Source organism: Aquincola sp. J276, assembly GCF_024700035.1.
GTDB lineage: Bacteria > Pseudomonadota > Gammaproteobacteria > Burkholderiales > Burkholderiaceae_C > Aquincola > Aquincola tertiaricarbonis.
In genome coordinates this window covers 635,795-661,920 of sequence record NZ_JAJONC010000001.1, presented here as the reverse complement: position 1 = coordinate 661,920, position 26,126 = coordinate 635,795, and the positions used below count along the sequence as shown (strand labels likewise).

Sequence of the window (26,126 nt, the reverse complement as noted above, 5' to 3'; positions counted from 1 at the left end):
CGCCCATGTCGCAATCGCTCCATCCCATGCTCAACATCGCCATCAAGGCGGCACGCGCGGCGGGCGCGATCATCAACCGGGCCTCGCTGGACCTGGAGCAGCTGAAGATCAACAGCAAGGGCCCGAACGACTTCGTCACCGAGGTGGACCAGGCGGCCGAGCAGGTCATCATCGACACCCTGCTCCAGGCCTACCCCAACCACGCCATCCTGGCCGAGGAATCCGGCCGCAGCCGGGGCGCGAAGGACAGCGAGTTCGTCTGGATCATCGATCCGCTGGACGGCACCACCAACTTCATCCACGGCTTCCCGGTGTATTGCGTGTCCATCGCGCTGGCACACCGCGGCCAGGTCCAGCAGGCCGTGGTCTACGACCCCAGCCGCAACGACCTGTTCTATGCCTCCAAGGGCCGTGGCGCCTTCATGAACGACAAGCGCCTGCGCGTCTCGCGGCGCACGCGGCTGTCGGATGCGCTGGTGGGCACGGGCTTCCCGTTCCGCCGCGGCGACAACTTCAAGCGCTACATCAAGATGTTCGAGGAGGTGATGCAGGCCTGCGCCGGCGTGCGCCGCCCAGGCGCGGCCGCGCTGGACCTGTGCTACGTGGCCGCCGGCTACTACGACGGCTTCTTCGAGACCGGCCTGAATCCCTGGGACATCGCCGCGGGCTCGCTGATGATCACCGAGGCGGGCGGCCTGATCGGCAACTTCACCGGTGAATCCGACTACCTCTACCAGCGCGAAGTGGTGGCGGGCAATGCCAAGGTGTATGCGCAGCTGGTGAGCATCCTGGCGCCCTATACCCGGGTGATCAAGGCCGACGAGGCCTCCGCCGAAGCCGGTGCCGACGACGGCGAGGCCACGCCCGAGCAGGCCCTGGCTGCCAGCCTGGGCGCCGAAGCGCCCACCGCCGACGCCAAGCCCAAGCGCGGGCCGGTGCGCATCAAGAAGCAGCCGGCGCAGGATTGAGCGCGGGCGCCCGTTCGCCGCGGGAGCGGCGACGCGCGCCCAGGGCCAGCAGGCCGGCACCGCCCGCCAGCAGCAGCCAGGCGGTGGCGGGTTCCGGCACCGCGGTCACCACTTCGATGCCGTGCACCGTGCCCACCAGCAGCGGCATGCCGTCGGCGCGGAAGAAGCCCAGCAACGCTGACTCGAAGGCCTGCGCCTGCGGCGCCACGGCCAGCGACTTGGAGCGGATGCCGTCGGTGCCGCCGCCCAGTTCCACGGTGAAGCGGAAATCCGGCAGGTAGACGTCGTCCGGCGCCAGGCGAAGGCCGGCGCCGAACAGGTTCAGATACCAGTTGTCGCCCAGCGGATGGTCGACCACCGACACCAGGCTGTTGCTGCCTGTGGTCGCCAGGTCGTAGCGCGACGCGGCCACGGTGGCGCCCGTGGGCGTGTGGGCGACGAAGTCGAAGCCGGTGACCAGGGCGTCCACGCCACCGTACAGGCCGCGGCCGGGCTCACCGCTGTGGTCGCGGGCCAGCGCGTCGAAGGCGAAGGTCATGCTGTAGCGGGAGCCGGCCACCACCGCGCGGGAGTCGCTGAGGACCACGTCGCCGGACACACGGAAGGCCATCGGCATCGCGACAGCGGATGCGGTGCACGCCCAGGCCAGGGCGGCGCCGTTGAACAGCTTAGAGAGCAAGTGCTTCCTCCGGTAACGGATGGTGAACGCTATCGCGCCCATGCGTTCCGGGGGGGATGGACGACCGCCGCGCCTTCGCCGTCCGTTAACTACTTCGCGGATTGCAGGCTACAGGGCCGGCGACGGCGTCGCGTGGCAACGCCATGGAGGGGCGAGCCCGAGCATGCGATGATCGCCGCCCCTTCCGGGCCGGGCGCGGCGTGGCCACGGCGCCTTGTGCTCCACCAAGCCGGTTGCCTGCGGCCCTGGTTGCTGATCACCGCAGGCGAATCCACGTGCACCCCGAGAAAACGCTGGCCGATCGACCGGTCGCCCGGGCCGACCTGTCGGCCCATACCCCCATGATGGCCCAGTACCTCGGCATCAAGGCGGACTTCCCCGACACGCTCGTCTTCTACCGGATGGGCGACTTCTACGAGCTGTTCTTCGACGACGCCCGCAAGGCCAACCGGCTGCTCGACATCACGTTGACCACCCGTGGCCAGAGCGCCGGCGAGCCGGTGGTGATGGCCGGCGTGCCGGTGCACTCGGTGGAAAGCTACCTCGCCAAGCTCATCCGCATGGGCGAGGCGGTGGCCATCGCCGAGCAGGTGGGCGACGTGGCCACCGCCAAGGGGCCGGTGGAGCGCAAGGTGGTGCGGGTGGTCACCCCCGGCACGGTGACCGACACCGAGCTGCTGTCCGAGCGGGTGGACAGCCTGCTGCTGGCCATCGCCCGCAAGCCCGCCGGCTTCGGGCTGGCCTGGCTGGGCCTGTCGAGCGGGCAGCTGGGCCTGACCGAATGCAGCGAGCGCGAGCTGCCGGCCTGGCTGGCCCGGCTGGACGCGGCCGAGATCCTGGTCGACGGCGCGGCCGAGCTGCCGCCCTGCGTGCGCGCCAGCGGCGCCGCCCTCACCCACCGGCCGGCCTGGCAGTTCGACGGCGCACTCGGCGCGCGCAAGCTGTGCGCGCAGCTCAAGGTGGCCAGCCTGGCGGGCTTCAACGCGCAGTCGCTGGCCACGGCACATGCCGCAGCCGCCGCCCTGCTGAGCTTTGCCGAGCACACGCAGAGCCAGTCGCTGGCCCATGTGCAGACGCTGACGGTGGAAAGCGCCAGCGATCTGCTCGACCTGCCCCCGGCCACCCACCGCAACCTGGAGCTGACGCAGACGCTGCGCGGCGAGACCCAACCCACGCTGCTGTCGCTGCTGGACACCTGCAAGAGCGGCATGGGCAGCCGCGCCCTGCGCCACTGGCTGACGCATCCGCTGCGCGACCGCACGGTGGCCACGGCGCGGCACGACGCGATCGCGGCACTGATCGCCAGCGAGGGCTTCGAGCCGCTGCGCGAGGCGCTGCGCCACATCTGCGACGTCGAGCGCATCACCTCGCGCGTGGCGCTGCGGCAGGTGCGGCCGCGCGAGCTCTCGGGCCTGCGCGGCACGCTGGCCACGCTGCCTGCGTTGCGCGCCGCGGTGCCGCCCGGCGGCGCGGCGCTGCTGGACGAGCTGCGCGAGGCGCTGTCGCCCGATCCCGCGCTGGCCATGCTGCTGACCACCGCCATCGCCGAGGAGCCGGCCGTCCTGCTGCGCGACGGCGGCGTGATCGCACCCGGCTTCGATGCCGAGCTGGACGAGCTGCGCGCCATCAGCCAGAACTGCGACGCCTTTCTGCTCGACCTGGAAGCGCGCGAGCGCGCGCGCACCGGCATCGGCAACCTGCGGGTGCAGTACAACAAGGTGCACGGCTTCTACATCGAGGTGACCACGAGCGGCATCGACCGCGTGCCCGCCGACTACCAGCGCCGCCAGACGCTGAAGAATGCCGAGCGCTACATCACGCCCGAGCTCAAGGCCTTCGAGGACAAGGCGCTGTCGGCACAGGACCGCGCGCTGGCGCGGGAGAAGTGGCTCTACGACAACCTGCTGCATGCGCTGCAGCCGCACCTGGCCACGCTGGCCGCACTGGCCCGCGCGCTCACCGGCCTGGATGCGCTGGCCGCGCTGGCCGAGCGCGCCGCCACGCTGGGCTGGTGCCGGCCGCAGTTCGTCTCGCATCCCTGCCTGGACATCGAGGCGGGCCGCCATCCGGTGGTGGAAGCCCGCCTGCGCGAGACCGGTGGCGGCGAGTTCATCGCCAACCACTGCCGGCTCGACGCCCGCACCCGGATGCTGGTGATCACCGGGCCGAACATGGGCGGCAAGAGCACCTTCATGCGCCAGGTGGCGCTGATCGCGCTGCTGGCCGCGATGGGCTCCTACGTGCCGGCCACCGCCTGCCGGCTGGGGCCGATCGACGCGATCCACACCCGCATCGGCGCGGCCGACGACCTGGCCAATGCGCAGTCCACCTTCATGCTGGAGATGACCGAGGCCGCGGCGATCGTTCACGGCGCCACCGAGCACAGCCTGGTGCTGATGGACGAGATCGGCCGCGGCACCAGCACCTTCGACGGCCTGGCGCTGGCCGGTGCCATCGCGAGCCACCTGCACGACCGCAACCGCGCCTTCACGCTGTTCGCCACCCACTACTTCGAGCTGACGGCATTCCCGGCCCGGCATGCGCAGGCGCTGAACGTGCACGTCAGCGCGGTGGAAAGCGGGCGCGACATCGTCTTCCTGCACGAGATCGAGCCCGGCCCTGCCAGCCGCAGCTACGGCGTGCAGGTGGCTCAGCTGGCCGGCATGCCGAAGTCGCTGATCCGCCAGGCGCGGCAGGCGCTCGAGGCGCTGGAAGCGCAGCAGCAGGCCGGCAGCGCGCAGGTGGACCTGTTCGCGCCGCCGCCCGCCCCGCCCGCCCCCGCCACCAGCGCGGTGGAGGAGGCGCTGGCCGATCTTCAGCCTGATACCCTGTCGCCCCGCGAGGCTTTGGATGCGCTGTACCGGCTCAAGGCTCTACTGAACTCCACAACCGACAACACGCCATGACTTACTGCGTCGGCATCCGGCTGAACGCCGGACTGGTCTTCCTGTCCGACTCTCGCACCAACGCGGGCCTGGACCACATCAGCACCTACCGCAAGATGATCATCTACGAGAAGGCGGACGACCGCTTCATGGTGCTGCTGTCGGCCGGCAACCTGAGCATCTCGCAGTCGGTGCGGGAGATGCTGCAGGTGGAGAAGATCGACGGCCCGGTGATCAACGGCAAGGAGACCGAGCCCATCACCATCTGGAACGCCACCAGCATGTTCGATGCGGCCCGCGTGCTCGGCGCCACCGTGCGCCGCGTGTTCGAGCAGGACGGCCTGGCGCTCAAGAACGCCGGCATCGACTTCAATGCCAGCTTCATCTTCGGCGGCCAGATCAAGGGCGAGGCGATGCGCCTGTTCCTGGTGTACTCGGCCGGCAACTTCATCGAGGCCACCGGCGAGACCTGCTACTACCAGGTGGGCGAAAGCAAGTACGGCAAGCCCATCCTCGACCGCGTGATCACGCCCAGCACGCCGCTGAACCAGGCCGCCAAGTGCGCGCTGGTGTCGATGGATTCGACGCTGAAGTCCAACCTGTCGGTGGGCCTGCCGCTGGACCTGCTGGTCTACCGGGAAGGCCAGTTCAAGAGCGACGACATCGTCTGCATCGACGACAAGAACCCCTACTTCCGCATGATCCACGAGACCTGGGGCCAGCGGCTGCACGAGGTGTTCCAGGGCATCGACGACCCGCGCTGGGACGGCGGCGACAGCGCCCATCCGATGATGGTGCGCAGCGCCCGCTACGAGCCGATGCGCAAGATCACCCACCCGGGCGAGCGCATCCTGTAAGCCGGCCGCGCCCGCGCCATGCCCGGCACCATCGTCTTCTCGCACGCCAACAGCTTTCCGGCCGGCACCTACCGCGTGATGTTCGAGCGCTGGCGCGCGGCCGGCTGGCGCGTGGTGGCGCTCGACCGCTTCGGCCACGACCCGGCCTACCCGGTCACCAGCAACTGGCCGCACCTGCGCGACCAGCTCATCCACTTCATCGAGCGCGAAGTGCCGTCCGCCGAACGGCCGCCGGTGCTGGTGGGCCATTCGCTGGGCGGCCTGCTCAGCGTGCTGGCCGCCTGCCGACGGCCCGAGCTGGCGCGCGGCCTGGTGCTGCTCGATTCCCCCATCGTCACCGGCTGGCGCGCGCACAGCCTGCGGGCGGTCAAGGCGGCCCGGCTGCTGCCGCGCATCTCGCCCGGCCGCATCGCGCAGCGCCGCCGCTATGAATGGCCCAACCGCGAGGCGGTGCACAAGCACTTCGCCAGCAAGCATGTGTTCGCGCGCTGGGACGAGCGCGTGCTGGCCGACTACGTGGCCGCCGGCTTCACCGAGGCCGGCGAGAAGACGGTGCTGGCCTTCCAGCGCGAGGTGGAGACCCGCATCTACAACACGCTGCCGCACCACCTGGGCACGCTGCTGCGGCGCCATCCGCTGCGCTGCCCGGTGGGCTTCATCGCCGGCACGCAGTCGGTGGAGATGCGCCAGGGCGGCACCGAGGCCGCGCGGGCGCTGGCCCGCGAGCGCTTCGTGTGGACCGAAGGCTCGCACCTGTATCCGATGGAAAAGCCCGAGGCCACCGCCGATGAAGTGCTGAGGCTGGCGGCCACCTTCTGAGTGCACCCGAAAGGCGGAAGCGCCATGGCCTTCGCCTACAATCGCGCTTTACCAGCATGGCATTCGCGCGGCCTCGCGTCGGCCGAATGCAGCACGACATGACCAAGTTCGTCTTCGTCACCGGTGGGGTGGTGTCCTCGCTCGGCAAGGGCATCGCTTCGGCCTCCCTGGCTGCGATCCTCGAATCCCGCGGCCTGAAGGTGACCCTCATCAAGCTCGACCCGTACCTGAACGTCGATCCAGGCACGATGAGCCCGTTCCAGCACGGCGAGGTGTTCGTCACCGACGACGGTGCCGAGACCGACCTCGACCTCGGCCACTACGAGCGCTTCATCAGCACCCGGATGAAGCGGGCCAACAACTTCACCGCCGGCCAGATCTACAAGACCGTGCTCGAGAAGGAACGCCGCGGCGACTACCTCGGCAAGACGGTGCAGGTCATCCCGCACGTCACCAACGAGATCCAGGACTTCGTGCGGCGCGGCGCGGCCAACGTCGACGTGGCCATCGTCGAGATCGGCGGCACGGTGGGCGACATCGAATCGCTGCCCTTCCTCGAAGCCGTGCGGCAGCTGAGCCTGCGCTCCGGCGCCAACAACTCGGCCTTCGTGCACCTGACCTACGTGCCGTACATCGCGGCCGCCGGCGAGCTGAAGACCAAGCCCACGCAGCACACGGTCGAGAAGATGCGCGCCATCGGCATCCAGCCGGATGCGCTGCTGTGCCGCGCCGACCGCGCGGTGCCCGACGAGGAGCGCGACAAGATCTCGCTGTTCACCAACGTCGCGCCGGCCGGTGTCATCTCCATGTGGGACGTGGACACCATCTACAAGGTGCCGCGCATGCTGCATGAGCAGGGCCTGGACGAGCTGATCTGCATGAAGCTGCAGTTGCTGACCAAGCCCGCCGACCTGCGGCGCTGGGACAAGCTGGTCAACGAGGTGGAGCACCCGAAGCACGAGGTGACCATCGCGATGTGCGGCAAGTACACCGACCTGTCGGACTCGTACAAGTCGCTGAACGAAGCGCTGCGCCATGCCGGCATCCACAACCATGCCCGCGTGAAGATCGAGTACGTCGACGCCGAGAGCCTGGAAGAGAGCAACGCCGACGTGCTGGCCAAGTACGACGCCATCCTGGTGCCCGGCGGCTTCGGCAAGCGCGGCGTGGAAGGCAAGATCCTGGCGGCGCAGTACGCGCGCGAACACAAGATCCCCTACCTGGGCATCTGCCTGGGCATGCAGGTGGCCACCATCGAGGTGGCGCGCCACCTCGCCGGCCTGGACAACGCCAACAGCACCGAGTTCGATGCCGCCACGCCGCATCCCGTCATCGCGCTGATCGACGAGTGGCAGGACAGCGACGGCACCATCCAGAAGCGCGATGCCAACTCCGACCTGGGCGGCACCATGCGCCTGGGCGCGCAAAGCTCCGACGTGGCGCCTGGCACGCTGGCCTGGCAGATCTACGGCCCGGTGGTGACCGAGCGGCACCGCCACCGCTACGAGGCCAACGAGCACTATCTGGACCGGCTGCGCAACGCCGGCCTGGTGATCTCGGCCATCACCCAGCGCGAGAAGCTGACCGAGATCGTCGAGCTGCCGCAGGACGTGCACCCGTGGTTCGTCGGCGTGCAGTTCCACCCTGAGTTCAAGAGCACGCCATGGGACGGCCATCCGCTGTTCACCAGCTACGTGAAGGCGGCGCTGGAGCACAAGACCGAAGGCGCGCAAAAGGAAGCAGCATGAAGCTCTGCGGTTTCGACATCGGGCTGGACAAGCCCTTCTTCCTGATCGCCGGCCCCTGCGTCATCGAGAGCGAACAGCTCCAGATGGACGTGGCCGGCCGCCTGAAGGAGATGACCACCGCGCTGGGCATCCCCTTCATCTTCAAGTCCAGCTTCGACAAGGCCAACCGCTCCAGCGGCAGCACCTTCCGAGGCCCGGGCATGGACAAAGGCCTGGAGATCCTGGCCAAGGTCAAGCGCGAGCTGAACGTGCCGGTGCTGACCGACGTGCACAACGAAGAAGACGTGCCCGCCGTGGCCGCGGTGGTCGATGTGCTGCAGACGCCCGCCTTCCTCTGCCGCCAGACCGATTTCATCCGTGCGGTGGCCCAGAGCGGCAAGCCGGTGAACATCAAGAAGGGCCAGTTCCTGGCGCCGGGCGACATGAAGAACGTGATCCAGAAGGCCCGCGATGCCGCGCGCGAGAAGGGCCTGCCGGAAGACGCCTTCATGGCCTGTGAGCGCGGCGTGAGCTTCGGCTACAACAACCTGGTGTCCGACATGCGCAGCCTGGCGATCATGCGCGACACCAACGCGCCGGTGGTGTTCGACGCCACCCACAGCGTGCAGCTGCCCGGTGGCCAGGGCACCAGCAGCGGCGGCCAGCGGGAGTTCGTGCCCGTGCTGTCGCGTGCCGCGGTGGCCGTGGGCATCGCGGGCCTGTTCATGGAGACGCACCCCGACCCGGCCAACGCGATGAGCGACGGCCCGAATGCGGTGCCGCTCAAGCACATGAAGGCGCTGCTGGAGCAGCTGGTCGCGCTGGACCGCGTGATCAAGGCCCAGCCGCTGCTCGAGAACGACTTCTCCTGCTGACTACACGAGCCCGCCGCATGCCCAGCGCCTACATCATTGCCCACGTCGACGTCACCGACCCAACCCAGTACGAAGACTACAAGCGGCTGTCCAGCCTGGCGATGCAGGCCCACGGCGCCGAGGTGTGCGTGCGCGGCGGCCGCGTCGAGGTGCTGGAGGGCGACTGGTCGCCCACCCGCATCGTGGTGCTGAAGTTCCCGAGCCCGCAGCAGGCCCGCGCGTTCTACGACTCGACCGAATACGGCCAGGCCCGTGCCGCGCGCGAAGGTGCGGCGGTGATGCGCATGGTGATGGTCGAAGGCGTCTGAAGAAGTATTCCCATCCAATCGATCTTGAGGAGAACCCCATGAGTGCCATCGTCGACATCGTCGGCCGAGAGATTCTCGACAGCCGCGGCAACCCGACCGTCGAATGCGACGTGCTGCTGGAAAGCGGCACGATGGGCCGTGCGGCGGTGCCGAGCGGCGCCTCCACCGGCTCGCGCGAGGCCATCGAGCTGCGCGACGGCGACAAGGGCCGCTACCTGGGCAAGGGCGTGCTGCGCGCGGTGGAGCACGTGAACACCGAGATCAGCGAAGCCGTGCTGGGCCTGGACGCTTCCGAGCAGGCCTTCCTCGACAAGACGCTGATCGACCTCGACGGCACCGACAACAAGAGCCGCCTGGGCGCCAACGCGATGCTGGCGGTGAGCATGGCCGTGGCCCGCGCCGCGGCCGAGGAATCGGGCCTGCCGCTGTACCGCTACTTCGGCGGCATGGGCGGCATGAGCCTGCCGGTGCCGATGATGAACGTCATCAACGGCGGCGCGCACGCCAACAACAGCCTGGACCTGCAGGAGCTGATGATCATCCCCGTGGGCGCGCCGAGCTTCCGCGAAGCGATGCGCTGGGGCGCCGAGACCTTCCATGCGCTGAAGAAGATCATCGGCGACAAAGGCCTGCCCACGGCCGTGGGCGACGAGGGCGGCTTCGCGCCCAGCGTCGAAAGCCACGAGGCAGCGATCCAGATGATCCTGCAGGCCATCGAGACCGCCGGCTACAAGCCGGGCGAGCAGATCGCCCTGGGCCTGGACTGCGCCGCCAGCGAGTTCTATCACGATGGCAAGTACGTGCTGGAAGGTGAAGGCGGCATCAAGCTGGCCGCCGCCGAATGGACCGACATGCTGGCCACCTGGTGCGACAAGTACCCGATCGTCTCGATCGAGGACGGCATGCACGAAGGCGACTGGGACGGCTGGAAGCTGCTGACCGACCGCCTGGGCAAGAAGATCCAGCTGGTCGGCGACGACCTGTTCGTCACCAACACCAAGATCCTGAAGGAAGGCATCGACAAGGGCATCGCCAACTCGATCCTCATCAAGATCAACCAGATCGGCACGCTGACCGAGACCTTCGCCGCCATCGAGATGGCCAAGCGCGCGGGCTACACCGCCGTCATCAGCCACCGCTCGGGCGAGACCGAGGACTCCACCATCGCCGACATCGCGGTGGGCACCAATGCCGGCCAGATCAAGACCGGCTCGATGAGCCGCTCGGACCGCATGGCCAAGTACAACCAGCTGCTGCGTATCGAGGAAGACCTGGGCGACGTGGCTTCGTACCCCGGCAAGTCGGCGTTCTACAACGTCCGCTGACGGCTGACGGCGGCGCTGCGCATCATGCGGTGGATCACCCTCGGGCTGCTGGCGCTGCTGGCGCTGGTGCAGGCCGAACTCTGGTTCGGCAAGGGGGGCATGCCGTATGCGGTCGCGCTGCAGACGCAGCTCGAATCGCAGAAGGCCGCCAACCGGGTGGCCACGCTGCGCAACGAGCAGCTGGCCGCCGAAGTCTCCGACCTGAAGGAAGGCCTGGAGATGGTCGAGGAGAAGGCCCGCGCCGAGCTGGGCATGGTCAAGCCTGACGAGATCCTCGTCCAGGTGGCCACCCAGCGCCGCTAGCCGCGGCCCGCCCGATGGACGCCTTGCAGGCCGCCTGGGCCGCGGCATTCGCGCCTGCCTTCAGCGCCTGGGGCAGCCCGGTCAGCCGGGCCGAGATCCTGGCCTTTGGCCTGGCGGTATGGATGGTGGCGCTGAACATGCGCGTCAATCCGCTGGCGTGGCCGCTGGCCATCGCCAGCTCGGCGCTGTACGGCGCCCTGTTCCTGGAATACGGCTTGTACGGCGAGGCCGCACTGCAGCTGGTGTTCATCGCCGTGGCCGGCTGGGGCTGGTGGCAGTGGCTCCATGGCCGGCAGGCCGATGGCGCGGCGCTGCGGGTTCGCCACCTCGCCAGCCGCGGCCGCTGGCTGGCGCTGGCCTTGACGCTGGCCGCCTGGCCTGCGGTGGGCTGGCTGCTGCTGCGTTACACCGACAGCACCGTGCCCTGGCTGGACGCCCTGCCCACCGTGGGCAGCCTGGCCGGCCAGTGGCTGCTGGCGCGGCAGTACGTGGAGAACTGGCCCGCCTGGGTGCTGGTGAACCTGGTGAGCGTGGCGCTGTTCGCCACCAAGGGCCTATGGCTCACGGTGCTGCTGTATGCGCTGTTCACGCTGCTGGCGGTGGCCGGCTGGCGCGGCTGGGCACGGCGCGCGGCCGCATGAAGCAGCCTGCCCGCGTCATCGCGCTGCTGGGCGCGGAAAGCACCGGCAAGACCGACCTGGCCCGCGCGCTGGCGCAGCAGCTGCAAAGGCTGCAGCCCTGCACCTGGGTGCCCGAATACCTGCGCGAATGGTGCGACGCGCAGGGCCGCACGCCTGAACCACAGGAACAGCAGCACATCGCCGCCGAGCAACAGCGGCGCATTGAGGCGGCGCTGGCCCGGTCGCCCGACATGCTGGTGGTGGCCGACACCACGCCGCTGATGACGGCGGTGTACAGCCAGTTCGTGTTCGACGATCGCAGCCTGCATGCCGGGGCGCTGCGCTGGCAGCGGGAGGTGGTGGGCCTGACGCTGCTGACCGCACTCGACCTGCCCTGGCTGCCCGACGGCCTGCAGCGCGACGGCCCGCAGGTGCGCGAGCCGGTGGACGCCCTCATCCGCGGCGCGCTGGCCGAGGCCGGCATCGCCTATGGCGTGGTGCATGGCGAAGGTGCGGCCCGGGTGGCGGCCGCGCTGCGGGCGGTGGGCCGGTGGCGGCCCGAGCTGGCCGCCGCGGCCGCACTGCCATCCCCTGAAGGCGAGGCCGGCAGCGGCAGCCGGGTGCGCTGGCGCAGTCGCTGCCTGGACTGCCTGGATCCGGACTGCGAAAGGCTGCTGCACCCGCTGCCCTGAGGCCGCGCGGCCACCGGCGGGCGGGTGTGCCGCGGTTTCAGTGCACTGCGGAGGTCGGCGGCAGCTGGTCCCGCTCCGGCGTGAACAGCCCGCCCACGTCCACGCGGTCGAAGTGGTACTGCAGCCCGCAGAACTCGCAGCCGATCTCCACGTCCGTGCCACGTTCCTCGAGGATGCTGTCGATCTCCTCGCGGCCCAGGCCCTTGAGCATCGCGCCTACGCGCTCACGCGAGCATGAGCAGGCAAAGCGCGGGTGTTGCGGCTCGAAGCGCAGCACGCGCTCTTCCCAGAACAGCCGGCGCAGCACCGTGTCGGCATCCAGCGTCAGCAGCTCTTCCTGCGTCAGCGTGGCAGCCAGGTGGCTGATGCGGTTGAAGGCCTCGTTGATGCCGATCTCGTCCTCGTTGCGCGCGCCGAGGTTGCCCTCGCCTTCGACCGGAAGCCGCTGGATCAGCAGCCCGGCGGCGATCTCGTCGTTGGCCGCCAGGATCAGCCGGGTGTCCAGCTGCTCCGACTGCAGCATGTAGTGCTCCAGCACCTCGCTCACCTTCTGCAACGGCTCGCGGTGGTCGCCATGCAGCGCCACCACGCCCTGGTAGGGCTGCTGGCCGGGCTGCTTGTCCGCCGGATCCAGCGTGATGGCGCAGCGGCCCTGGCCCTGCACGTTGACCATCGCGGCCAGCTGCGCATCGTCGGCCACCTCGCCCACCACCTTGGCGGTGGCCCGGAAGCGCAGGTCGGGCTGGGCTTCCACCACGGCCAGCTTCACCGGGCCATCGCCGTAGATCTGCATCACCAGCGCGCCCTCGAACTTGATGTTCGACTGCATCAGCACGCCGGCCGCGGCCATCTCGCCGAGCAGCGCACGCACCGGCGGCGGATAGGCGCCCAGCGTCTCGCGCCGGCGCAGCACCTCGCGCCAGTCGCCGGTCAGGCGCACCAGCATGCCCCGCACCGGCAGGCCTTCGAACAAGAACTTGTGCAACTCACTCATCACCGGTGTCCCGAACGGGCCGCAAAGGCCCAAAGGGCAGAATTGTAGGAATGGAGCTTCGACAGCAAGCGTTGCGGGTCTTGAGCCTGCCCGACCCGGTGCACAAGGCCGAGGCCGCGCGCGCGCTGCAACAGGCCGCGCCGGAGCTGCCGCTGGACACCTCCGCCGTGCTGGCCGAACCGCCCGGCCTGCCCGGCCGCCCTGCCCGCCCGCGACTGGTGCCACACACCAGCCTGCCGCGCCGCTCGCCATTCACGCTGGAAGGCCGGGCCGCGCTGCTGCATGCCATCGCTCACATCGAACTCAATGCCATCGATCTGGCGATGGACGCGGTGTGGCGCTTCGCCGGCATGCCCGCGCTGTTCTACCAGGACTGGCTGCGCGTGGCCGCGGAGGAGGCGCTGCACTTCACGCTGCTGCGCGAGCACCTGCTGTCGATGGGTCACGACTACGGCAGCTTCGACGCCCACGACGGCCTGTGGTCCATGACCTGGCGCACCCGGCATGACGTGATCGCGCGCATGGCCCTGGTGCCGCGCACGCTGGAGGCCCGCGGGCTGGATGCCACGCCGCCGCTGCAGGCCAAGCTGGCCAAGGCGGGGGATGCCCGCGCGGTGGCCATCCTCGACGTGATCCTGCGCGACGAGGTGGGCCATGTGGCGGTGGGCAATCGCTGGTACCGCTGGCTGTGCGAACGCCATGCGCTGGAGCCGGTGGCGCACTACGCCCGGCTGGTGCGCGAGCATCAGGCGCCGCGTCTGCGGCCGCCGTTCAACCGGGCCGCACGCGAGGCGGCGGGCTTCACCGCCGAGGAACTGGCCGAGCTGGAAAGGCTGCCCTGAAGCGGCTTGGAACAGGGCTTGCGAGCATCGGGCGGGCACATCCTGCCTCGTACACTCCCGCCACCATTTTCATCCTGCACCATTCCCATGACTGATCTTTCCACCCGCCGTTTCCTGCAACGTGTCGGCATGCTGGCCGCCGGCCTGGTGCTGGCCGCCTGCGGCAAGCAGGAGCCGCCCGCACCCGCCCCCGTGGCCTCGGCACCCGAGGCCGCTTCGGCACCCGCCCCCGCGCCGGCCAAGGTCTACACCGTGGGTACCGACGCCGCCTATGCGCCTTTCGAGTCGCAGAACGACAAGGCCGAGATCGTCGGCTTCACCATCGACGTGATGAGCGCCGTGGCCCAGAAGGGCGGCTTCGAGGTGAAGTTCGTCAACACGCCGTGGGAAGGCATCTTCAACGCGCTGCAGCAGGGCGACCGCGACATGCTGGCCTCGTCCATCACCATCACCGACGAGCGCAAGCAGACCATGGACTTCAGCGCGCCTTACTTCGACGCGGTGCAGCTGATCGCCGTCAAGCAGGACAGCAAGGTCGCCAAGTTCGACGACCTCAAGAAGATGAAGGTGGGCGTGCAGACCGGCACCACCGGCGACGAGGTGGTCACCAAGCTGCTGGGCAAGACCAGCGCCAACGTCAAGCGCTACGAGTCCACCCCGCTGGCGCTGAAGGAGCTGGAAGCCGGTGGCGTGGACGCGGTCGTGGCCGACAACGGCGTGGTCATCCACTACGTGGCCAACAACCCGGGCGCGCAGTTCAAGACCGTGGCCGACGCCAGCTTCGTGCCCGAGCAGTACGGCTTTGCGGTGAAGAAGGGCAATGCGGAGCTGCTGGCCCTGGTCAACAAGGGCATCGCCGACATCAAGGCCGACGGCACCTACGACAAGATCTTCGCCAAGTACTTCGGCGCCGCGCCCGCGGCCGCCGCAGCAGCGTCCGCCGCGTCGAAGTAAGCCGGTCGGAGAAGACGGGTCGTGGATCTTCGCTGGGAAATTCTGGCCGGTTACGGCCCGTTGTTCTTGTCTGGCCTGGCGATGACGGTGAAGCTCACCGTCGTGGCCATCGGCGTCGGGCTGCTGCTGGGGGGTGTTCTTCGGGCTGATCAGCAGCTCGGCCGATGCGCCCCAGCCCAAGACGGCACCGCTGCGCTGGCTCCTGAAGGTGGCGCGGCTGTTCACGCTGGCCTACGTCACCTTCTTCCGCGGTACGCCGCTGTTCGTGCAGATCCTGCTCGTGCACTTCGCGGTGATGCCCACGCTGGTCCATCCCGAGCACGGGCTGCTGCTGGCCGGCGAGGCGGCCCGCGGCTTCCGCCAGGAATACGGCGCGTTCTTCTCCGGCGCGCTGGCGCTCACGCTGAACGCCGGTGCCTACATCTCCGAGATCTTCCGCGCCGGCATTCTCAGTATCCACCGCGGCCAGACCCAGGCCGCCTACAGCGTGGGCCTGACCCATGCGCAGGCGATGCGCCACGTGATCCTGCCGCAGGCCTTCCGTCGCATGATGCCGGCGCTGGTCAACGAGGGCGTGACGCTGATCAAGGACTCGTCCCTGGTTTCGGCCATCGGCCTGGCCGAGCTGGCGCTGGCGGCCCGCACCGTGGCGGGCGCCTATTCCCGCTACTGGGAGCCCTACCTGCTGATCTCCGCGGTCTATCTGGTGCTCACCTTGCTGCTGGCCGGCCTGGCCAAGCGGCTCGAGGCGCCGGCCCATCTGCGCGGCAGGTGAGCTCAGGCGGTGCCGCTCAGGTGCCGAAGAAGTAGCGCTTGAGGCCGGCGAGGATCATCTCGACGGCCACGGCGGTAAGCACCAGGCCCATCAGCTTCTCGATGGCGCTGACCATCGACGCACCCAGCAGCTTGCGCAGGCGGTCGGCCGCCAGCAGCACGACGCCGCTGATGGCCATGGCCACCGTCAGCGCGCCCACCCACTCGTGCAGCCGCTCGGGCTGGCGCGACGCCAGCAGCAGCACCGTCGCCATCGCCGACGGGCCGGCCAGCAGCGGCACCGCCAGCGGGAAGATGAACGGCTCGCGCGACTGGCCCTCGGCCGCCGCATAGATTTCGCTGCCCGAGGCGAAGATCATCCGGATCGCGATGATCAGCAGGATCACGCCGCCGGCCACCTCCAGCGAGCGCTCCGACAGGTGCATCAGCGACAGGAAGCCCTGGCCGCCCACCATGAACAGCGCCAGCACGCAGAAGGCGATCACCACCTCGCGCACGGCCACGCGGGCCCGGCGCTCGGGCGCGACGTTGCGCATCACCGAGATGAAGATCGGCAGGCTGCCGAAGGGGTCGAGCACCAGCAGCAGCAGCAGCAGTGCGGAAACGAAGGTGTGGTCCATGGGCGGCGGATTGTGCCTGCGGGCCGGTGGCTTCCGGCCGGGCCGGCGTCCCGGTGCGGCGCGGCATCCACTGTTGTTTTCTCGCCGCGCCGCGCTGCGCGGAAGCGCCCATATGCTCGTTTTCCAGCAGGCCCGCTCTTACACTTTGTCCACGGGCACTGATTCGGTTTCGAACGGTGCACAAACCGATTACCTACATCAAAGGATCTCCATGAAGCGCACCCTGATCGTTGCCGCCGTCGCTGCCCTGGGCACGAGCGCCGCTCTGGCTCAAAGCTCCGTGACCGTGTTCGGCCGTGTGAACACCAGCGTCGAGTACCAAAAAGACGTCGCCGTCGACGGCAAGCAGACCGTTCTGCAGAACAACGCTTCGCGCCTGGGCTTCAAGGGCACCGAGGACCTGGGTGGCGGCTTGAAGGCTGACTTCTACCTCGAGCACCGCTTCAACAGCGATACCGGCACCCAGTCTGGCGACTTCTGGTCCGGCGACGCCTGGGTCGGCCTGTCCGGCGGCTTCGGCAACATCCGCGCCGGTCGCCTGACCAGCGCCGCCTACTACGCCACCGCCGACTGGATCGGTCTGCACAACCACGACACCGGCACGTCGGAAGACAAGCTGTACACCTACCTGAGCCAGAACAAGAACACGGTGTCGTACCAGACCCCGAACCTGTCGGGCTTCGTGGGCGAGTTCACCGTGTCGGCTGCCGAAGGCCCGGTCGAGACCAACAAGGTCTACAACCTGGCTGGCAACTACGACGCGGGTCCCCTGCACCTGGGCGTGGGCTACGAGCACCAAGCCGGCTCGAAGGACAAGCAGCTGGCCGTGCGCGCCCTGTATGAATTCGGCGCCTTCACCGTCGGCGGCTACTACCAGCGCAGCGACCTGAACACCGACGACCTGGGCAAGCGCAACCTGTTCCGCATCGCCGGCATGTACACCCTGGGCGCTTCGGAATTCCACGCCAACGTGGGCTATGCCGACGACTGGAGCAACGCCGACGACACCTCGGCCATCCAGTGGACCCTGGCCTACAACTACAACCTGTCCAAGCGCACCAAGGTCTACGCCTTCTACACCATGGTCGACAACAAGTCGAACGCCGCCTACGGCACGGCCGCCGGCGCCGGCAAGGACCCCAGCTCCTTCGCCGTCGGCGTGCGCCACAACTTCTGATCTCCGGCTCGCCGGATCGGAATGCCAAACGGCCCCTCGGGGCCGTTTTTCATGTCCGGCCCTTTCGGGGCCGTTTGTCTTTTCGTCGTCCGCAGCGCGTCAGCCGCGCGGATGGTGCCGTGCGTGCAGCACCCGCAGCCGCTCCCGCGCCACGTGGGTGTAGATGGTGGTGGTGGAGATGTCCGCATGGCCCAGCAGCATCTGCACCGCGCGCAGGTCGGCGCCGTGGTTGAGCAGGTGGGTGGCGAAGGCATGCCGCAGGGTGTGCGGCGAGATCGGCGTGCCAATGCCGGCCGCCAGCGCATGCTTCTTCACGATGTTCCAGAACATCTGGCGCGTCATGCCTTCGCCGCGGGCGGTGACGAACAGGGCCTGGGTGCTCTGGCCCTGCAGGATGGCCGCACGGGCCTCGGCCAGGTACCGGGTGATCCAGCCGTGGGCTTCGTCGCCAAAGGGCACCAGCCGCTCCTTCGAGCCCTTGCCGGTCACCCGCAGCACGCCTTCGGCCAGGCCGACCTGGATGGTCTGCAGGCCTACCAGCTCGCTCACGCGCAGGCCGCTGGCATACATCAGCTCGAGCATCGCGCGGTCGCGCAGGCCCAGCGGGCGGCCGGTGTCGGGCGCCTGCAGCAGCGCCTCCACCTGCGATTCGCTCAGCGTCTTGGGCACCCGCATCGGCTGCTTGGCGGTGCGCAGCCGCAAGGTGGGATCGGCGGCCACCAGGTGCTCGCGCAGCGCCCAGCGGTAGAAGCGCTTGAAGACCGTCAGCCGCCGGTTGGCGCTGGTGGCGCGGGAGCCGGCGTGGCGGGCCGCCACGTAGCCCAGCAGATCGGTCTCGGTGGCGGCATCGATGGCCTTGGCCGGCCCGGCGGCCAGCCAGTCGGCGCATCCCTGCAGGTCGCGGCGGTAGGCGGCCAGGCTGTTGGCGGCCAGGCCGTCCTCGATCCAGAGCGCGTCGACGAAACGGTCGATCAACGCCTGGCTCTGCTCGCGCGCGGTCACTCCAGCGTCAGCTTCTGCGTCTGCACCACCTTCTTGTACACGTCGTATTCGGCGCGGATCTGCGCGGCGAATTCGTCGGGCGTGTTGAGCACCAGCAGCGAGCCGGTGTCCTCGATGCGCTTCTTCACGTCGGGCAGGTCCACCGTCTTCTTCACCGCGGCGCTGATGGCGTCCACCACGTCCTTGGGCATGCCCTTGGGGCCGAGGAAGCCGTAGTACGCCATGCGGTTGGCTGCCGGCAGGCCCACTTCCTTGAAGGTGGGCACGTTGGGCAGCACGGCCAGGCGCTGGGGCGCCGCCACCACGATGGGCACCAGCCGGCCATCCTTGATGAAGGGCAGTGCCGACGGCAGGTTGTCGAACATGATCGGCACCTGGCCGGCCACGGTGTCGTTGAGCGCCGGGCCTGCGCCGCGGTAGGGGATGTGGGTGATGAAGGTGCCGGTCAGGCTCTTGAACAGCTCGGTCTGCAGGTGGCCGATGCCGCCTGTGCCCGAAGTGGCATAGCTGTACTTGCCCGGGTTCTTCTTGATGACCTCGAGGAAGGTCTTGTAGTCCTTCGCGGGGAACGACGGGTGCACCACGATCACGTTGGGCGTGGCCGCGATGTTGATGATGGGCGTGAAGTCGCTGACGGGGTCGTAGCCGATCTTCGGGTTGATGGCCGGGTTGGACGCGGTGGTGGACACCGTGGCCATGCCCAAGGTGTAACCGTCGGGCTTGGCGCGCACGAGTTCCAGTGCGCCAATCGAGCCGCCGCCACCGCCCTTGTTCTCCACCACCAGGTTCTGGCCCAGCGCCTGGTTGGCCTTCTCGGCCACCACGCGGGCGATGATGTCGGTGGTGCCGCCGGGCGCGAAGGGCACCACCATGCGCACCGGCTTGGTGGGATAGGACTGCGCCATGGCGGGCATCGCCAGCGGCAAGAGCGACAGCGCGCCGAGCGAAGCCAGAGTCTTGAGGGTCTTGCGTTTCGTCTGAGGGATCATCGGTGCATGCTCCTTGTGAGGAGCGGCGATCATAGGGCGCATGGCAGACTGCCATCGATGCACACCGCCCTGCTCCTGCTGCCCGACTTCCTCCTGATCGTGCTGGGCTTCCTGGTGTGCCGCTACACCCTGCTGGACCGCAGCGTGTGGGACGGCGCCGAGCGGCTGGTGTACTACCTGCTGTTTCCGGTGCTGCTGTTCAACGCCATCGTGCGCAATCCGCTGCAGCCCTCGGCCCTGGCCACGCTGGGCGTGGCGGGCCTGGCCATCGTGGGCACCGGCATCGTGCTGTCGATGGCCCTGGGCCGATGGCCGGGCGTGGATGCCCGCATGCATGCCTCGGGCGCGCAGGTGGCCTTCCGCTTCAACTCGTACATGGCGCTGGCGCTGGCTGAGCGGCTGGGCGGCGCACCCGGCGTGGCCGCCGTGGCCCTTCTCGTGGCGGTGGCGGTGCCGGCCTGCAATATCGCCGCGGTATGGCCGCTGGCACGCCACGGCGGGCACGGCTTCCTGAAGGAGCTGGTGCGCAATCCGCTGATCGTGGCCACGCTCGGCGGCCTGGTGGCCAGCCTGCTGGGCCTGAGCTTCCCGCCCGCCGTGGCCACCACGCTGGACCGCATCGGCCTGGCCGCGCTGCCCATCGGCCTGATGGCGGTGGGCGCCGGCCTGCGCTTCGGCGCGCTGCGCGATGCGCCCCGGCTGGCTGCCGCGCTGCTGGGCATACGCCACCTGGTGTTGCCGCTGGTGGCGGTGGTCTGCGTGCGCTTCACCGACCTGGCACCGCTGCAGCAGCTGGTGATCGTGGCCTTCTCGGCGCTGCCCACCGCGTCCAGCTGCTATGTGCTGGCCGCCCGGCTGGGCGGTCATGCCAGCTTCGTGGCGGGGCTGGTCACGCTGTCCACGCTGCTGGGCATGGTGAGCGTGCCGCTGGCGCTGGGCGCCCATGCGGCGCTGGGGCCGTTGGTGGGGACCCCGTTGCGTTGAGCCAGGGCCCAGTCGATGTGCTCGCGCACCAGCGGCGTGGCGGCATCGCGGGCTGACCGCAGGGCAGCGGCGATGGCCTCGTCGCCGGTGGCCCGCCAGGCATTGCCCAAAGCCACGGCCAGGTTGCGCTGCCAGCGCTCGTGGCCGATGCGACGGATGGCGCTGCCTTCGGTGCGGCGCAGGAAGGTGGCCTCGTCCCAGCACCACAGCTGCAGCAGCGTGGGCGCGGCCAGCTCCGGCCGCACGTCGAAGTCGGGCAGCACCGCGCGCTGCGCATACTTGTTCCACGGGCACACCAGCTGGCAGTCGTCGCAGCCGTAGATGCGGTTGCCCATCGCCGCGCGCAGTGCTTCGGGGATGGGGCCCGCATGCTCGATGGTGAGGTAGGAGATGCAGCGCCGCGCATCCACCACCCCCGCGGCGACGATGGCCTGCGTCGGACAGATGTCTAGACAAGCGGTGCAGCGGCCGCAATGCGGCGTCTCCGCTTCGGTCAGCGGCAGCGGCAGGTCGACGAACAGCTCGCCCAGGAAGTACATCGAGCCCGCATCCCGCCGCAGCGACAGCGTGTGCTTGCCGCGCCAGCCCAGGCCGCTGCGTGTGGCCAGGGCCACTTCCAGCACCGGCGCCGAATCGGTGAACACGCGGTGGCCGAACGGTCCCACCGCTTCGGCCAGGCGGTCCGCCAGCTTCTGCAGCCGCGCCCGCAACACCTTGTGATAGTCACGACCGCGTGCATACACCGAGACCGTGGCCAGGCCAGGCATGCCGATGCGGCGCCATTCCTGCTCGCGCCAGTCGGGGCCGGCGCTGGACGGCAGGTAATCCATGCGGGCGGTGATCACGCGCACCGTGCCCGGCACCAGCTCGCTCGGCCGCGCGCGCTTCAGCCCATGGGCGGCCATGTAGGCCATGTCGCCATGGAAGCCGTTGTGCAGCCACTGCAGCAGGCCGGCTTCGGCGTCCTGCAGGTCTACGTCGGCCACACCGATCTGGGAGAATCCCAGCTCCTTTGCCCACGCGCGCAATTGCTCCAGCAGTGCCTGCCCGTCGATGTCGTGAAGACGCTCCCGCATCGCCCCATTCTAGAAACCCGCCTGCTGCACTGGCCCGACGAGGCCGCCTGCGCGGCCGTCGCCCAGGCGCTGGCTGCCCAACCCCTGCTGCGCGATGCGTTCATTGAGCTGCACGGCCCGCTGGGCGCGGGCAAGACCACGCTGGTGCGCCACCTGCTGCGCGCACTGGGCATCCAGGGCCGCATCAAGAGCCCCACCTATGCGGTGCTGGAGCCCTATGAGCTGGCCGATGGACTGGCCGTCTCCCACTTCGACTTCTACCGCTTCGAAGATCCCGCCGAGTGGGACGACGCCGGCTTCCGCGACGTGTTCGCGCAGCCGGGGCTGAAGCTGGCCGAATGGCCCGAGAAGGTGGCCGCCGCCCTGCCGGTGCCCGACCTGCGCATGGAACTGCAACCCCAGGATGACGACCAACGCACCGTGACGATGCAAGCCTGTACTCCCCGCGGCCAAGCGCTGCTGCACGCCCTGTGAGCCGCGCCCTGACGAGCCGCAGGCACCTCCTGAAGCAGGCCGGCGGCCTGGTGCTGTTGCTGGGCGCGGCCGACCTCGCCTTCGGTGCCGGCATCGTGGCGGTGCGCGTGTGGCCGGCCGATGCCTACACCCGCGTCACGCTCGAGAGCGACCAGCCGCTGGCCGCGCGCCACCAGCTGCTGTCCGACCCCGAGCGCATGGTGGTGGACATCGAAGGCCTGGAGCTGAGCCCGCAGCTGCGCGAGCTGGTGGGCAAGGTGCGGGCGGACGATCCCTTCATCGGCGGCATCCGCGTCGGGCAGTACCAGCCCCGGGTGGTGCGGCTGGTGATCGACCTGAAGCAGGCCACCGCGCCGCAGCAGTTCGCGCTGGCGCCGGTGGCGGCCTACCAGCACCGGCTGGTGTTCGACCTCTACCCCACCCAGCCGATGGATCCGCTGCTGGCGCTGATCCGCGACAAGGAAGCCTCCGAGCGCGATGCGGCTCAGACGGTGCAGGACGCGCTGGGCGAATTCATCGGCAAGGTGGGCACGCCGCCACCGGTGGCCGCCGCGCCGGTGCCGCCGGCCGCCGCTTCCGCACCCGGCCTGCCGCCGCCGGCCGCGCCGCCGGTGGTGGCTGCCGCACCGGTGCCGCCGCCGGTGACCGCCGCGCCCGGCCCGCGGGCCGCGCTGCAGAACAAGATCGACCGCCTGGTGATCGTGGCGCTGGACCCCGGCCATGGCGGCGAAGACCCCGGCGCCATCGGCCCCAGCGGCCTGCGCGAGAAGGACGTGGTGCTGTCGGTGGCCTTGCAGCTGCGCGAGCGCATCAATGCCATGCCCGGCATGCGCGCCTTCATGACACGCGACGCCGACTTCTTCGTGCCGCTGCACGAGCGGGTGCAGAAGGCGCGGCGGGTGCAGGCCGACCTGTTCGTGTCCATCCATGCCGATGCCTTCATCACGCCGCGGGCACGCGGGGCCTCGGTGTTCGCGCTGTCGCAGGGCGCGGCCACCAGCACCGCCGCGCGCTGGATGGCCAACCGCGAGAACGCGGCCGACGTGGTGGGTGGGGTGAACCTCAAGTCGGCCGATGCCCAGGTGCTGCGCACGATGCTGGACATGAGCACGCATGCACAGATCAAGGACAGCCTGCGCGTGGGCGGCGAGGTGCTGGGCGAGCTGGACCGCGTGGGCAAGCTGCACAAGCCGCGGGTGGAGCAGGCCGGCTTTGCGGTGCTGAAGGCGCCGGACATCCCCAGCATCCTGGTGGAGACGGCCTTCATCTCCAACCCCGAAGAGGAAGACAAGCTGCGCAGTGCCGAGTACCAGCGCCAGCTGGTGCGCGCGCTGGCCACCGGCATCCAGCGCTACTTCGCGAAGAACCCGCCGCTGGCGCGCAACCGCCAGCTGTGAGCCGCGCGGGCGGCGCGGACCGTTCGGCCGCCGGGCCGCCCCAAGGCTGAACGCGCCCCCTGGGGGGCAGCGAGCGTCAGCGAGCTTGGGGGCTGACCTGTCTCGCGCGCCAGCCGCCAACAAGCGCGATGACGCCGGGGATGATGATCATGGCCCAGATGATCTTGTCCAGGTGCTGCTTGACGAACGGGATGTTGCCGAACAGGTAGCCCGCCAGCGTGATGCCCACCACCCACAGCAACGCGCCGGCCACGTTGTAGGCGGTGAACTTGCCCCGGCTCATCGCCGCCACGCCGGCCACGAAGGGGGCGAAGGTGCGGATGAAGGGCATGAAGCGGGCGATGATGATGGTGATGCCGCCGTGCTTCTCGTAGAAGCCGTGGGCCTGCTCGAAGGCGCGCTTGTTAAACCAGCGGCTGTTCTCCCAGCCCCATACCCGGGGCCCGATGGCCCGGCCGATGGTGTAGTTCAGCTGGTCGCCCAGGATGGCGGCGGCCACCAGCAGCGCCATCACCAGCGGCAGGTTCAGCAGGCCGGCGCCGGCCAGCGCACCCACCACGAACAGCAGCGAGTCGCCGGGCAGCAGCGGCATCACCACCACGCCGGTCTCGACGAAGATGATGGCGAACAGCAGCGCATAGACCCAGGTGCCGTGGTCGGCCACGAACTGCGCGAGGTGCACGTCCACGTGCAGGATGAAGTCGATGAGGGCGGCGAGGAGTTCCATGGCGGCGGATTATCGCGGTGCAGCAAGTTTCTAGAATGACCGGATGAGTTCCGTCTCCGAAGCCGTCGCCGCTGCCGCCGCGCCCCGCCGTCCCATCCGCGAGCTGCCCGACGAGCTGGTAAGCCAGATCGCCGCCGGCGAAGTGGTGGAGCGGCCCGCCTCGGTGGTGCGCGAGCTGGTGGACAACGCGCTGGACGCCGGCGCCACGCAGATCCACGTCAAGCTGGTGGGCGGCGGCGTGCGCAGCATCGTGGTGGAGGACGACGGCGCCGGCATCGAGCCGGCCGAGCTGCCGCTGGCGCTGCGCCGGCATGCCACCAGCAAGATCGGCTCGCTGGACGACCTGGAAGCGGTGTCCACCATGGGTTTCCGCGGCGAGGCGCTGGCCGCCATCGCCTCGGTGGCCGACGTGTCGCTGCTCAGCCGCACCGCCGGTGCGCCGCATGCGGTGCGGCTGGATGCCCGCTCCGGCGAGCTGTGCCCGGCCGCCCGCGCGGTGGGCACCAGCGTGGAGGTGCGCGAGCTGTTCTTCAACACGCCGGCGCGCCGCAAGTTCCTCAAGAGCGATGCCACCGAGATGGCGCATGCGCTGGAGTCGGTGCGCCGCCATGCGCTGGCGCGGCCGGACGTGGGCTTCGCGGTGTGGCACGAGGGCCGGCTGGTGGCGCAGTGGCGCGCGGCGCGGCTGGACCAGCGCATCCGCGACGTGCTGGGCGAGGACTTCCTGGAAGGCAGCCGCGCGGTGGCGCACGAGGCCGGCCCGCTGGCCATCCAGGGGCGCACCGGATTGCCCGAGACGTCGCGCGCGCGGGCCGACCAGCAGTACGTGTTCGTCAATGGCCGCTTCGTGCGCGACCGACTGATCGCCCATGGCGTGCGTTCGGCCTACGAGGACGTGCTGCACGGCCAGCGGCAACCGGCCTATGTGCTGTTCGCCACCATCGCGCCCGAGCTCGTGGACGTGAACGTGCATCCCACCAAGATCGAGGTGCGCTTCCGCGACGGCCGGGCCGTGCACCAGGCGGTGCACCGCGCGGTAGGCGGCGCGCTGGCGGTGTCCCGGGCCGGCGAGGCCACGGCCGGCCCTGGCCTGCTGACCGCCGGGCCGCAGCCACCGGGCGCCACCGCGGAGGCCGCCGCGGACGCGCCTGCGCAGGCTGCGGCCGAGTCGTCCGGCATCGCCCCGCGCCTGCCCGCCTGGCTGCCCGCCGCCCAGGCCGGCGCCAGCTTCGTGCGCATGCCGCGCAGCGATGGCCCGGCCCAGGCGGCGCTGGCGCTGCAGACCGCCGCGCTGCTCTATGCGCAGGAGCCGCCCGCGCCGTGGCAGCCGCGGCCCGGCTCGGCGGCGTCCGCCGCCGCCGCCGAGCCCGCGGCCGACTGGCCGCTGGGCCGCGCCATCGCCCAGATCGGCGGCGTGTACGTGCTGGCCGAGAACCGCCAGGGCCTGGTGATCGTGGACATGCATGCGGCGCACGAGCGCATCGTCTACGAGCGGCTGAAGGCCAGCGTCGGGGCGGCTGCCATCGAGTCGCAGCCGCTGCTGATCCCGGCCACCTTCGCCGCCTCGCCCACCGAGATCGCCGTGGCCGAGAGCCAGCGCGAGACGCTGCTGGCCTTGGGCCTGGACCTGGGCCCGCTGTCCCCCGGCGTGCTGGCGGTGCGCGCCCGGCCGGCGGCGCTGGCCGGCGGTGATGCGGTGGCACTGGCCCGCTCGGTGCTGGCCGAACTGGCCGAGCTGGGCGACGTGGGCGCCACGCAGGTGCTGCAGCGCGCCCGCGACGAGATCCTGGCCACCATGGCCTGCCATGGCGCGGTGCGGGCGAACCGCCAGCTCACGCTGGACGAGATGAATGCGCTGCTGCGCGACATGGAGCGCACCGAGCGCGCCGACCAGTGCAACCACGGCCGGCCCACCTGGCGTCAGCTGGGCATGCGGGAGCTGGACGCCCTCTTCCTTCGCGGCCGTTGAGTCGGCGAGGTTTGCTGCACTGCGGCAAACATGAGGCGTTGTCCTACACGCGCGGGCGCAGCGTCCCGACAGCGGCGCCTAGGGAGTGA

24 protein-coding genes and 2 pseudogenes are annotated in these 26,126 nt (G+C 69.8%); 19 read left to right on the top strand and 7 right to left on the bottom strand.

Translation table 11 applies throughout. The features are described from left to right. Positions 1–5: 5 nt before the first annotated feature. Complete coding sequence (locus LRS14_RS03150; protein ID WP_046115635.1) at positions 6–968, top strand: inositol monophosphatase family protein; 963 nt, start codon at positions 6–8, stop codon at positions 966–968. Here the strand turns inward: LRS14_RS03150 and LRS14_RS03145 are convergent. Continuing rightward, positions 943–1,647 carry a PEP-CTERM sorting domain-containing protein gene (locus LRS14_RS03145; protein ID WP_257798567.1) on the bottom strand — a complete coding sequence of 235 codons (705 nt, stop codon included), beginning with the start codon at positions 1,645–1,647 and terminating at the stop codon, positions 943–945. The genes LRS14_RS03150 and LRS14_RS03145 overlap by 26 nt on opposite strands. A gap of 341 nt (positions 1,648–1,988) precedes the next feature. Here LRS14_RS03145 and mutS point away from each other — a divergent pair, with 341 nt between their 5' ends. From mutS to LRS14_RS03095, 10 genes are all read left to right on the top strand, one after another. Continuing rightward, positions 1,989–4,553 (top strand): DNA mismatch repair protein MutS, encoded by a 2,565-nt coding sequence (gene mutS, locus LRS14_RS03140; protein ID WP_257800398.1) that lies wholly within the window; start codon positions 1,989–1,991, stop codon positions 4,551–4,553. Continuing rightward, complete coding sequence (locus tag LRS14_RS03135; RefSeq protein ID WP_257798566.1) at positions 4,550–5,389, top strand: proteasome-type protease; 840 nt, start codon at positions 4,550–4,552, stop codon at positions 5,387–5,389. The genes mutS and LRS14_RS03135 overlap by 4 nt, the downstream gene beginning before the upstream one ends. Positions 5,390–5,407: 18 nt before the next feature. Further along, a complete protein-coding gene (locus tag LRS14_RS03130) occupies positions 5,408–6,208 on the top strand; it encodes an alpha/beta fold hydrolase (RefSeq protein WP_046115638.1) in 801 nt (266 codons plus the stop codon). Positions 6,209–6,306: 98 nt separating this feature from the next. Continuing rightward, entirely contained in the window at positions 6,307–7,956 is a 1,650-nt protein-coding gene (locus LRS14_RS03125) for a CTP synthase (protein ID WP_257798565.1), read from the top strand. Continuing rightward, positions 7,953–8,810: a 3-deoxy-8-phosphooctulonate synthase gene (gene kdsA / locus LRS14_RS03120; protein ID WP_257798564.1), complete on the top strand. Its 858-nt coding sequence runs from the start codon at positions 7,953–7,955 to the stop codon at positions 8,808–8,810. Before LRS14_RS03125 ends, kdsA begins: the two co-directional genes overlap by 4 nt. Before the next feature lie 17 nt (positions 8,811–8,827). Further along, entirely contained in the window at positions 8,828–9,118 is a 291-nt protein-coding gene (locus LRS14_RS03115) for a DUF1330 domain-containing protein (RefSeq protein WP_046115640.1), read from the top strand. A 38-nt stretch (positions 9,119–9,156) separates the two neighbouring features. Beyond that, positions 9,157–10,443 carry a phosphopyruvate hydratase gene (gene eno, locus LRS14_RS03110; protein ID WP_257798563.1) on the top strand — a complete coding sequence of 429 codons (1,287 nt, stop codon included), beginning with the start codon at positions 9,157–9,159 and terminating at the stop codon, positions 10,441–10,443. A 24-nt stretch (positions 10,444–10,467) separates the two neighbouring features. Further along, positions 10,468–10,746: a cell division protein FtsB gene (gene ftsB, locus LRS14_RS03105; RefSeq protein WP_046115642.1), complete on the top strand. Its 279-nt coding sequence runs from the start codon at positions 10,468–10,470 to the stop codon at positions 10,744–10,746. A gap of 14 nt (positions 10,747–10,760) precedes the next feature. Further along, positions 10,761–11,387, top strand: a complete 627-nt coding sequence (gene pnuC, locus LRS14_RS03100; protein WP_257798562.1) for a nicotinamide riboside transporter PnuC — start codon at positions 10,761–10,763, stop codon at positions 11,385–11,387. Then, the gene (locus tag LRS14_RS03095; protein WP_257798561.1) at positions 11,384–12,058 is read left to right on the top strand and encodes an ATP-binding protein; all 675 of its coding nucleotides are present in this window, start codon (positions 11,384–11,386) and stop codon (positions 12,056–12,058) included. Before pnuC ends, LRS14_RS03095 begins: the two co-directional genes overlap by 4 nt. A gap of 37 nt (positions 12,059–12,095) precedes the next feature. Here LRS14_RS03095 and LRS14_RS03090 read toward each other — a convergent pair whose 3' ends face one another. Further along, the gene (locus tag LRS14_RS03090) at positions 12,096–13,052 is read right to left on the bottom strand and encodes an Hsp33 family molecular chaperone HslO (protein WP_046115644.1); all 957 of its coding nucleotides are present in this window, start codon (positions 13,050–13,052) and stop codon (positions 12,096–12,098) included. Between the two features lie 50 nt (positions 13,053–13,102). Between LRS14_RS03090 and LRS14_RS03085 the strand changes: the two genes are divergently transcribed. From LRS14_RS03085 to LRS14_RS03075, 3 genes and pseudogenes are all read left to right on the top strand, one after another. Beyond that, on the top strand, positions 13,103–13,894 hold the full coding sequence (locus tag LRS14_RS03085; RefSeq protein ID WP_046115645.1) for a ferritin-like domain-containing protein: 792 nt from the start codon (positions 13,103–13,105) through the stop codon (positions 13,892–13,894). Positions 13,895–13,981: 87 nt separating this feature from the next. Beyond that, positions 13,982–14,848, top strand: a complete 867-nt coding sequence (locus tag LRS14_RS03080) for a basic amino acid ABC transporter substrate-binding protein (protein ID WP_046115646.1) — start codon at positions 13,982–13,984, stop codon at positions 14,846–14,848. A 21-nt stretch (positions 14,849–14,869) separates the two neighbouring features. Continuing rightward, positions 14,870–15,623, top strand: a pseudogene (locus tag LRS14_RS03075) (amino acid ABC transporter permease). Positions 15,624–15,639: 16 nt separating this feature from the next. Here LRS14_RS03075 and LRS14_RS03070 read toward each other — a convergent pair. Continuing rightward, on the bottom strand, positions 15,640–16,242 hold the full coding sequence (locus LRS14_RS03070; protein ID WP_257798560.1) for a MarC family protein: 603 nt from the start codon (positions 16,240–16,242) through the stop codon (positions 15,640–15,642). 211 nt (positions 16,243–16,453) lie between these two features. Between LRS14_RS03070 and LRS14_RS03065 the strand changes: the two genes are divergently transcribed. Then, positions 16,454–17,419 carry a porin gene (locus LRS14_RS03065; protein ID WP_046115649.1) on the top strand — a complete coding sequence of 322 codons (966 nt, stop codon included), beginning with the start codon at positions 16,454–16,456 and terminating at the stop codon, positions 17,417–17,419. A 99-nt stretch (positions 17,420–17,518) separates the two neighbouring features. On the opposite strand, the gene xerD is transcribed toward LRS14_RS03065, so the two are convergent. Both xerD and LRS14_RS03055 read right to left on the bottom strand, forming a co-directional pair. Beyond that, the gene (gene xerD, locus LRS14_RS03060) at positions 17,519–18,421 is read right to left on the bottom strand and encodes a site-specific tyrosine recombinase XerD (RefSeq protein ID WP_257798559.1); all 903 of its coding nucleotides are present in this window, start codon (positions 18,419–18,421) and stop codon (positions 17,519–17,521) included. Beyond that, complete coding sequence (locus LRS14_RS03055; RefSeq protein WP_046115665.1) at positions 18,418–19,335, bottom strand: tripartite tricarboxylate transporter substrate binding protein BugE; 918 nt, start codon at positions 19,333–19,335, stop codon at positions 18,418–18,420. Before LRS14_RS03055 ends, xerD begins: the two co-directional genes overlap by 4 nt. Before the next feature lie 132 nt (positions 19,336–19,467). On the opposite strand from LRS14_RS03055, the pseudogene LRS14_RS03050 reads away from it, so the two are divergent. Beyond that, positions 19,468–20,364, top strand: a pseudogene (locus LRS14_RS03050) (AEC family transporter); the annotation flags it as partial. Here the strand turns inward: LRS14_RS03050 and queG are convergent. After that, a complete protein-coding gene (queG, locus tag LRS14_RS03045) occupies positions 20,274–21,470 on the bottom strand; it encodes a tRNA epoxyqueuosine(34) reductase QueG (protein WP_257798558.1) in 1,197 nt (398 codons plus the stop codon). The pseudogene LRS14_RS03050 and the gene queG overlap by 91 nt on opposite strands. Between queG and tsaE the strand changes: the two genes are divergently transcribed. Together tsaE and LRS14_RS03035 are read left to right on the top strand one after the other, a co-directional pair. Further along, positions 21,453–21,944, top strand: coding sequence for a tRNA (adenosine(37)-N6)-threonylcarbamoyltransferase complex ATPase subunit type 1 TsaE (gene tsaE, locus LRS14_RS03040; protein ID WP_404977524.1), 492 nt, complete (start codon positions 21,453–21,455; stop codon positions 21,942–21,944). The two genes, queG and tsaE, sit on opposite strands and share 18 nt — an antisense overlap. Beyond that, positions 21,941–23,341, top strand: coding sequence for an N-acetylmuramoyl-L-alanine amidase (locus LRS14_RS03035; RefSeq protein ID WP_257798557.1), 1,401 nt, complete (start codon positions 21,941–21,943; stop codon positions 23,339–23,341). The genes tsaE and LRS14_RS03035 overlap by 4 nt, the downstream gene beginning before the upstream one ends. Before the next feature lie 76 nt (positions 23,342–23,417). On the opposite strand, the gene LRS14_RS03030 is transcribed toward LRS14_RS03035, so the two are convergent. Next, positions 23,418–24,068: a DedA family protein gene (locus LRS14_RS03030; RefSeq protein ID WP_046115653.1), complete on the bottom strand. Its 651-nt coding sequence runs from the start codon at positions 24,066–24,068 to the stop codon at positions 23,418–23,420. A gap of 43 nt (positions 24,069–24,111) precedes the next feature. On the opposite strand from LRS14_RS03030, the gene mutL reads away from it, so the two are divergent. Then, the gene (mutL, locus tag LRS14_RS03025; RefSeq protein ID WP_257798556.1) at positions 24,112–26,037 is read left to right on the top strand and encodes a DNA mismatch repair endonuclease MutL; all 1,926 of its coding nucleotides are present in this window, start codon (positions 24,112–24,114) and stop codon (positions 26,035–26,037) included. The last annotated feature ends 89 nt before the right edge of the window (positions 26,038–26,126 follow it).

Excerpts from the sequence above, each read along its gene's own strand:
- mutS (WP_257800398.1), top strand. The coding sequence starts at position 1,989 with ATGATGGCCCAGTACCTCGGCATCAAGGCGGACTTCCCCGACACGCTC.
- mutL (WP_257798556.1), top strand. The coding sequence starts at position 24,112 with ATGAGTTCCGTCTCCGAAGCCGTCGCCGCTGCCGCCGCGCCCCGCCGT.
- LRS14_RS03135 (WP_257798566.1), top strand. The coding sequence starts at position 4,550 with ATGACTTACTGCGTCGGCATCCGGCTGAACGCCGGACTGGTCTTCCTG.
- LRS14_RS03130 (WP_046115638.1), top strand. The coding sequence starts at position 5,408 with ATGCCCGGCACCATCGTCTTCTCGCACGCCAACAGCTTTCCGGCCGGC.
- eno (WP_257798563.1), top strand. The coding sequence starts at position 9,157 with ATGAGTGCCATCGTCGACATCGTCGGCCGAGAGATTCTCGACAGCCGC.
- queG (WP_257798558.1), bottom strand. The coding sequence starts at position 21,470 with ATGCGGGAGCGTCTTCACGACATCGACGGGCAGGCACTGCTGGAGCAA.
- LRS14_RS03115 (WP_046115640.1), top strand. The coding sequence starts at position 8,828 with ATGCCCAGCGCCTACATCATTGCCCACGTCGACGTCACCGACCCAACC.
- LRS14_RS03030 (WP_046115653.1), bottom strand. The coding sequence starts at position 24,068 with ATGGAACTCCTCGCCGCCCTCATCGACTTCATCCTGCACGTGGACGTG.
- LRS14_RS03125 (WP_257798565.1), top strand. The coding sequence starts at position 6,307 with ATGACCAAGTTCGTCTTCGTCACCGGTGGGGTGGTGTCCTCGCTCGGC.
- pnuC (WP_257798562.1), top strand. The coding sequence starts at position 10,761 with ATGGACGCCTTGCAGGCCGCCTGGGCCGCGGCATTCGCGCCTGCCTTC.
- LRS14_RS03065 (WP_046115649.1), top strand. The coding sequence starts at position 16,454 with ATGAAGCGCACCCTGATCGTTGCCGCCGTCGCTGCCCTGGGCACGAGC.
- ftsB (WP_046115642.1), top strand. The coding sequence starts at position 10,468 with ATGCGGTGGATCACCCTCGGGCTGCTGGCGCTGCTGGCGCTGGTGCAG.
- LRS14_RS03095 (WP_257798561.1), top strand. The coding sequence starts at position 11,384 with ATGAAGCAGCCTGCCCGCGTCATCGCGCTGCTGGGCGCGGAAAGCACC.
- LRS14_RS03055 (WP_046115665.1), bottom strand. The coding sequence starts at position 19,335 with ATGCCCGCCATGGCGCAGTCCTATCCCACCAAGCCGGTGCGCATGGTG.
- LRS14_RS03080 (WP_046115646.1), top strand. The coding sequence starts at position 13,982 with ATGACTGATCTTTCCACCCGCCGTTTCCTGCAACGTGTCGGCATGCTG.
- LRS14_RS03085 (WP_046115645.1), top strand. The coding sequence starts at position 13,103 with ATGGAGCTTCGACAGCAAGCGTTGCGGGTCTTGAGCCTGCCCGACCCG.
- kdsA (WP_257798564.1), top strand. The coding sequence starts at position 7,953 with ATGAAGCTCTGCGGTTTCGACATCGGGCTGGACAAGCCCTTCTTCCTG.
- LRS14_RS03150 (WP_046115635.1), top strand. The coding sequence starts at position 6 with ATGTCGCAATCGCTCCATCCCATGCTCAACATCGCCATCAAGGCGGCA.
- LRS14_RS03070 (WP_257798560.1), bottom strand. The coding sequence starts at position 16,242 with ATGGACCACACCTTCGTTTCCGCACTGCTGCTGCTGCTGCTGGTGCTC.
- LRS14_RS03090 (WP_046115644.1), bottom strand. The coding sequence starts at position 13,052 with ATGAGTGAGTTGCACAAGTTCTTGTTCGAAGGCCTGCCGGTGCGGGGC.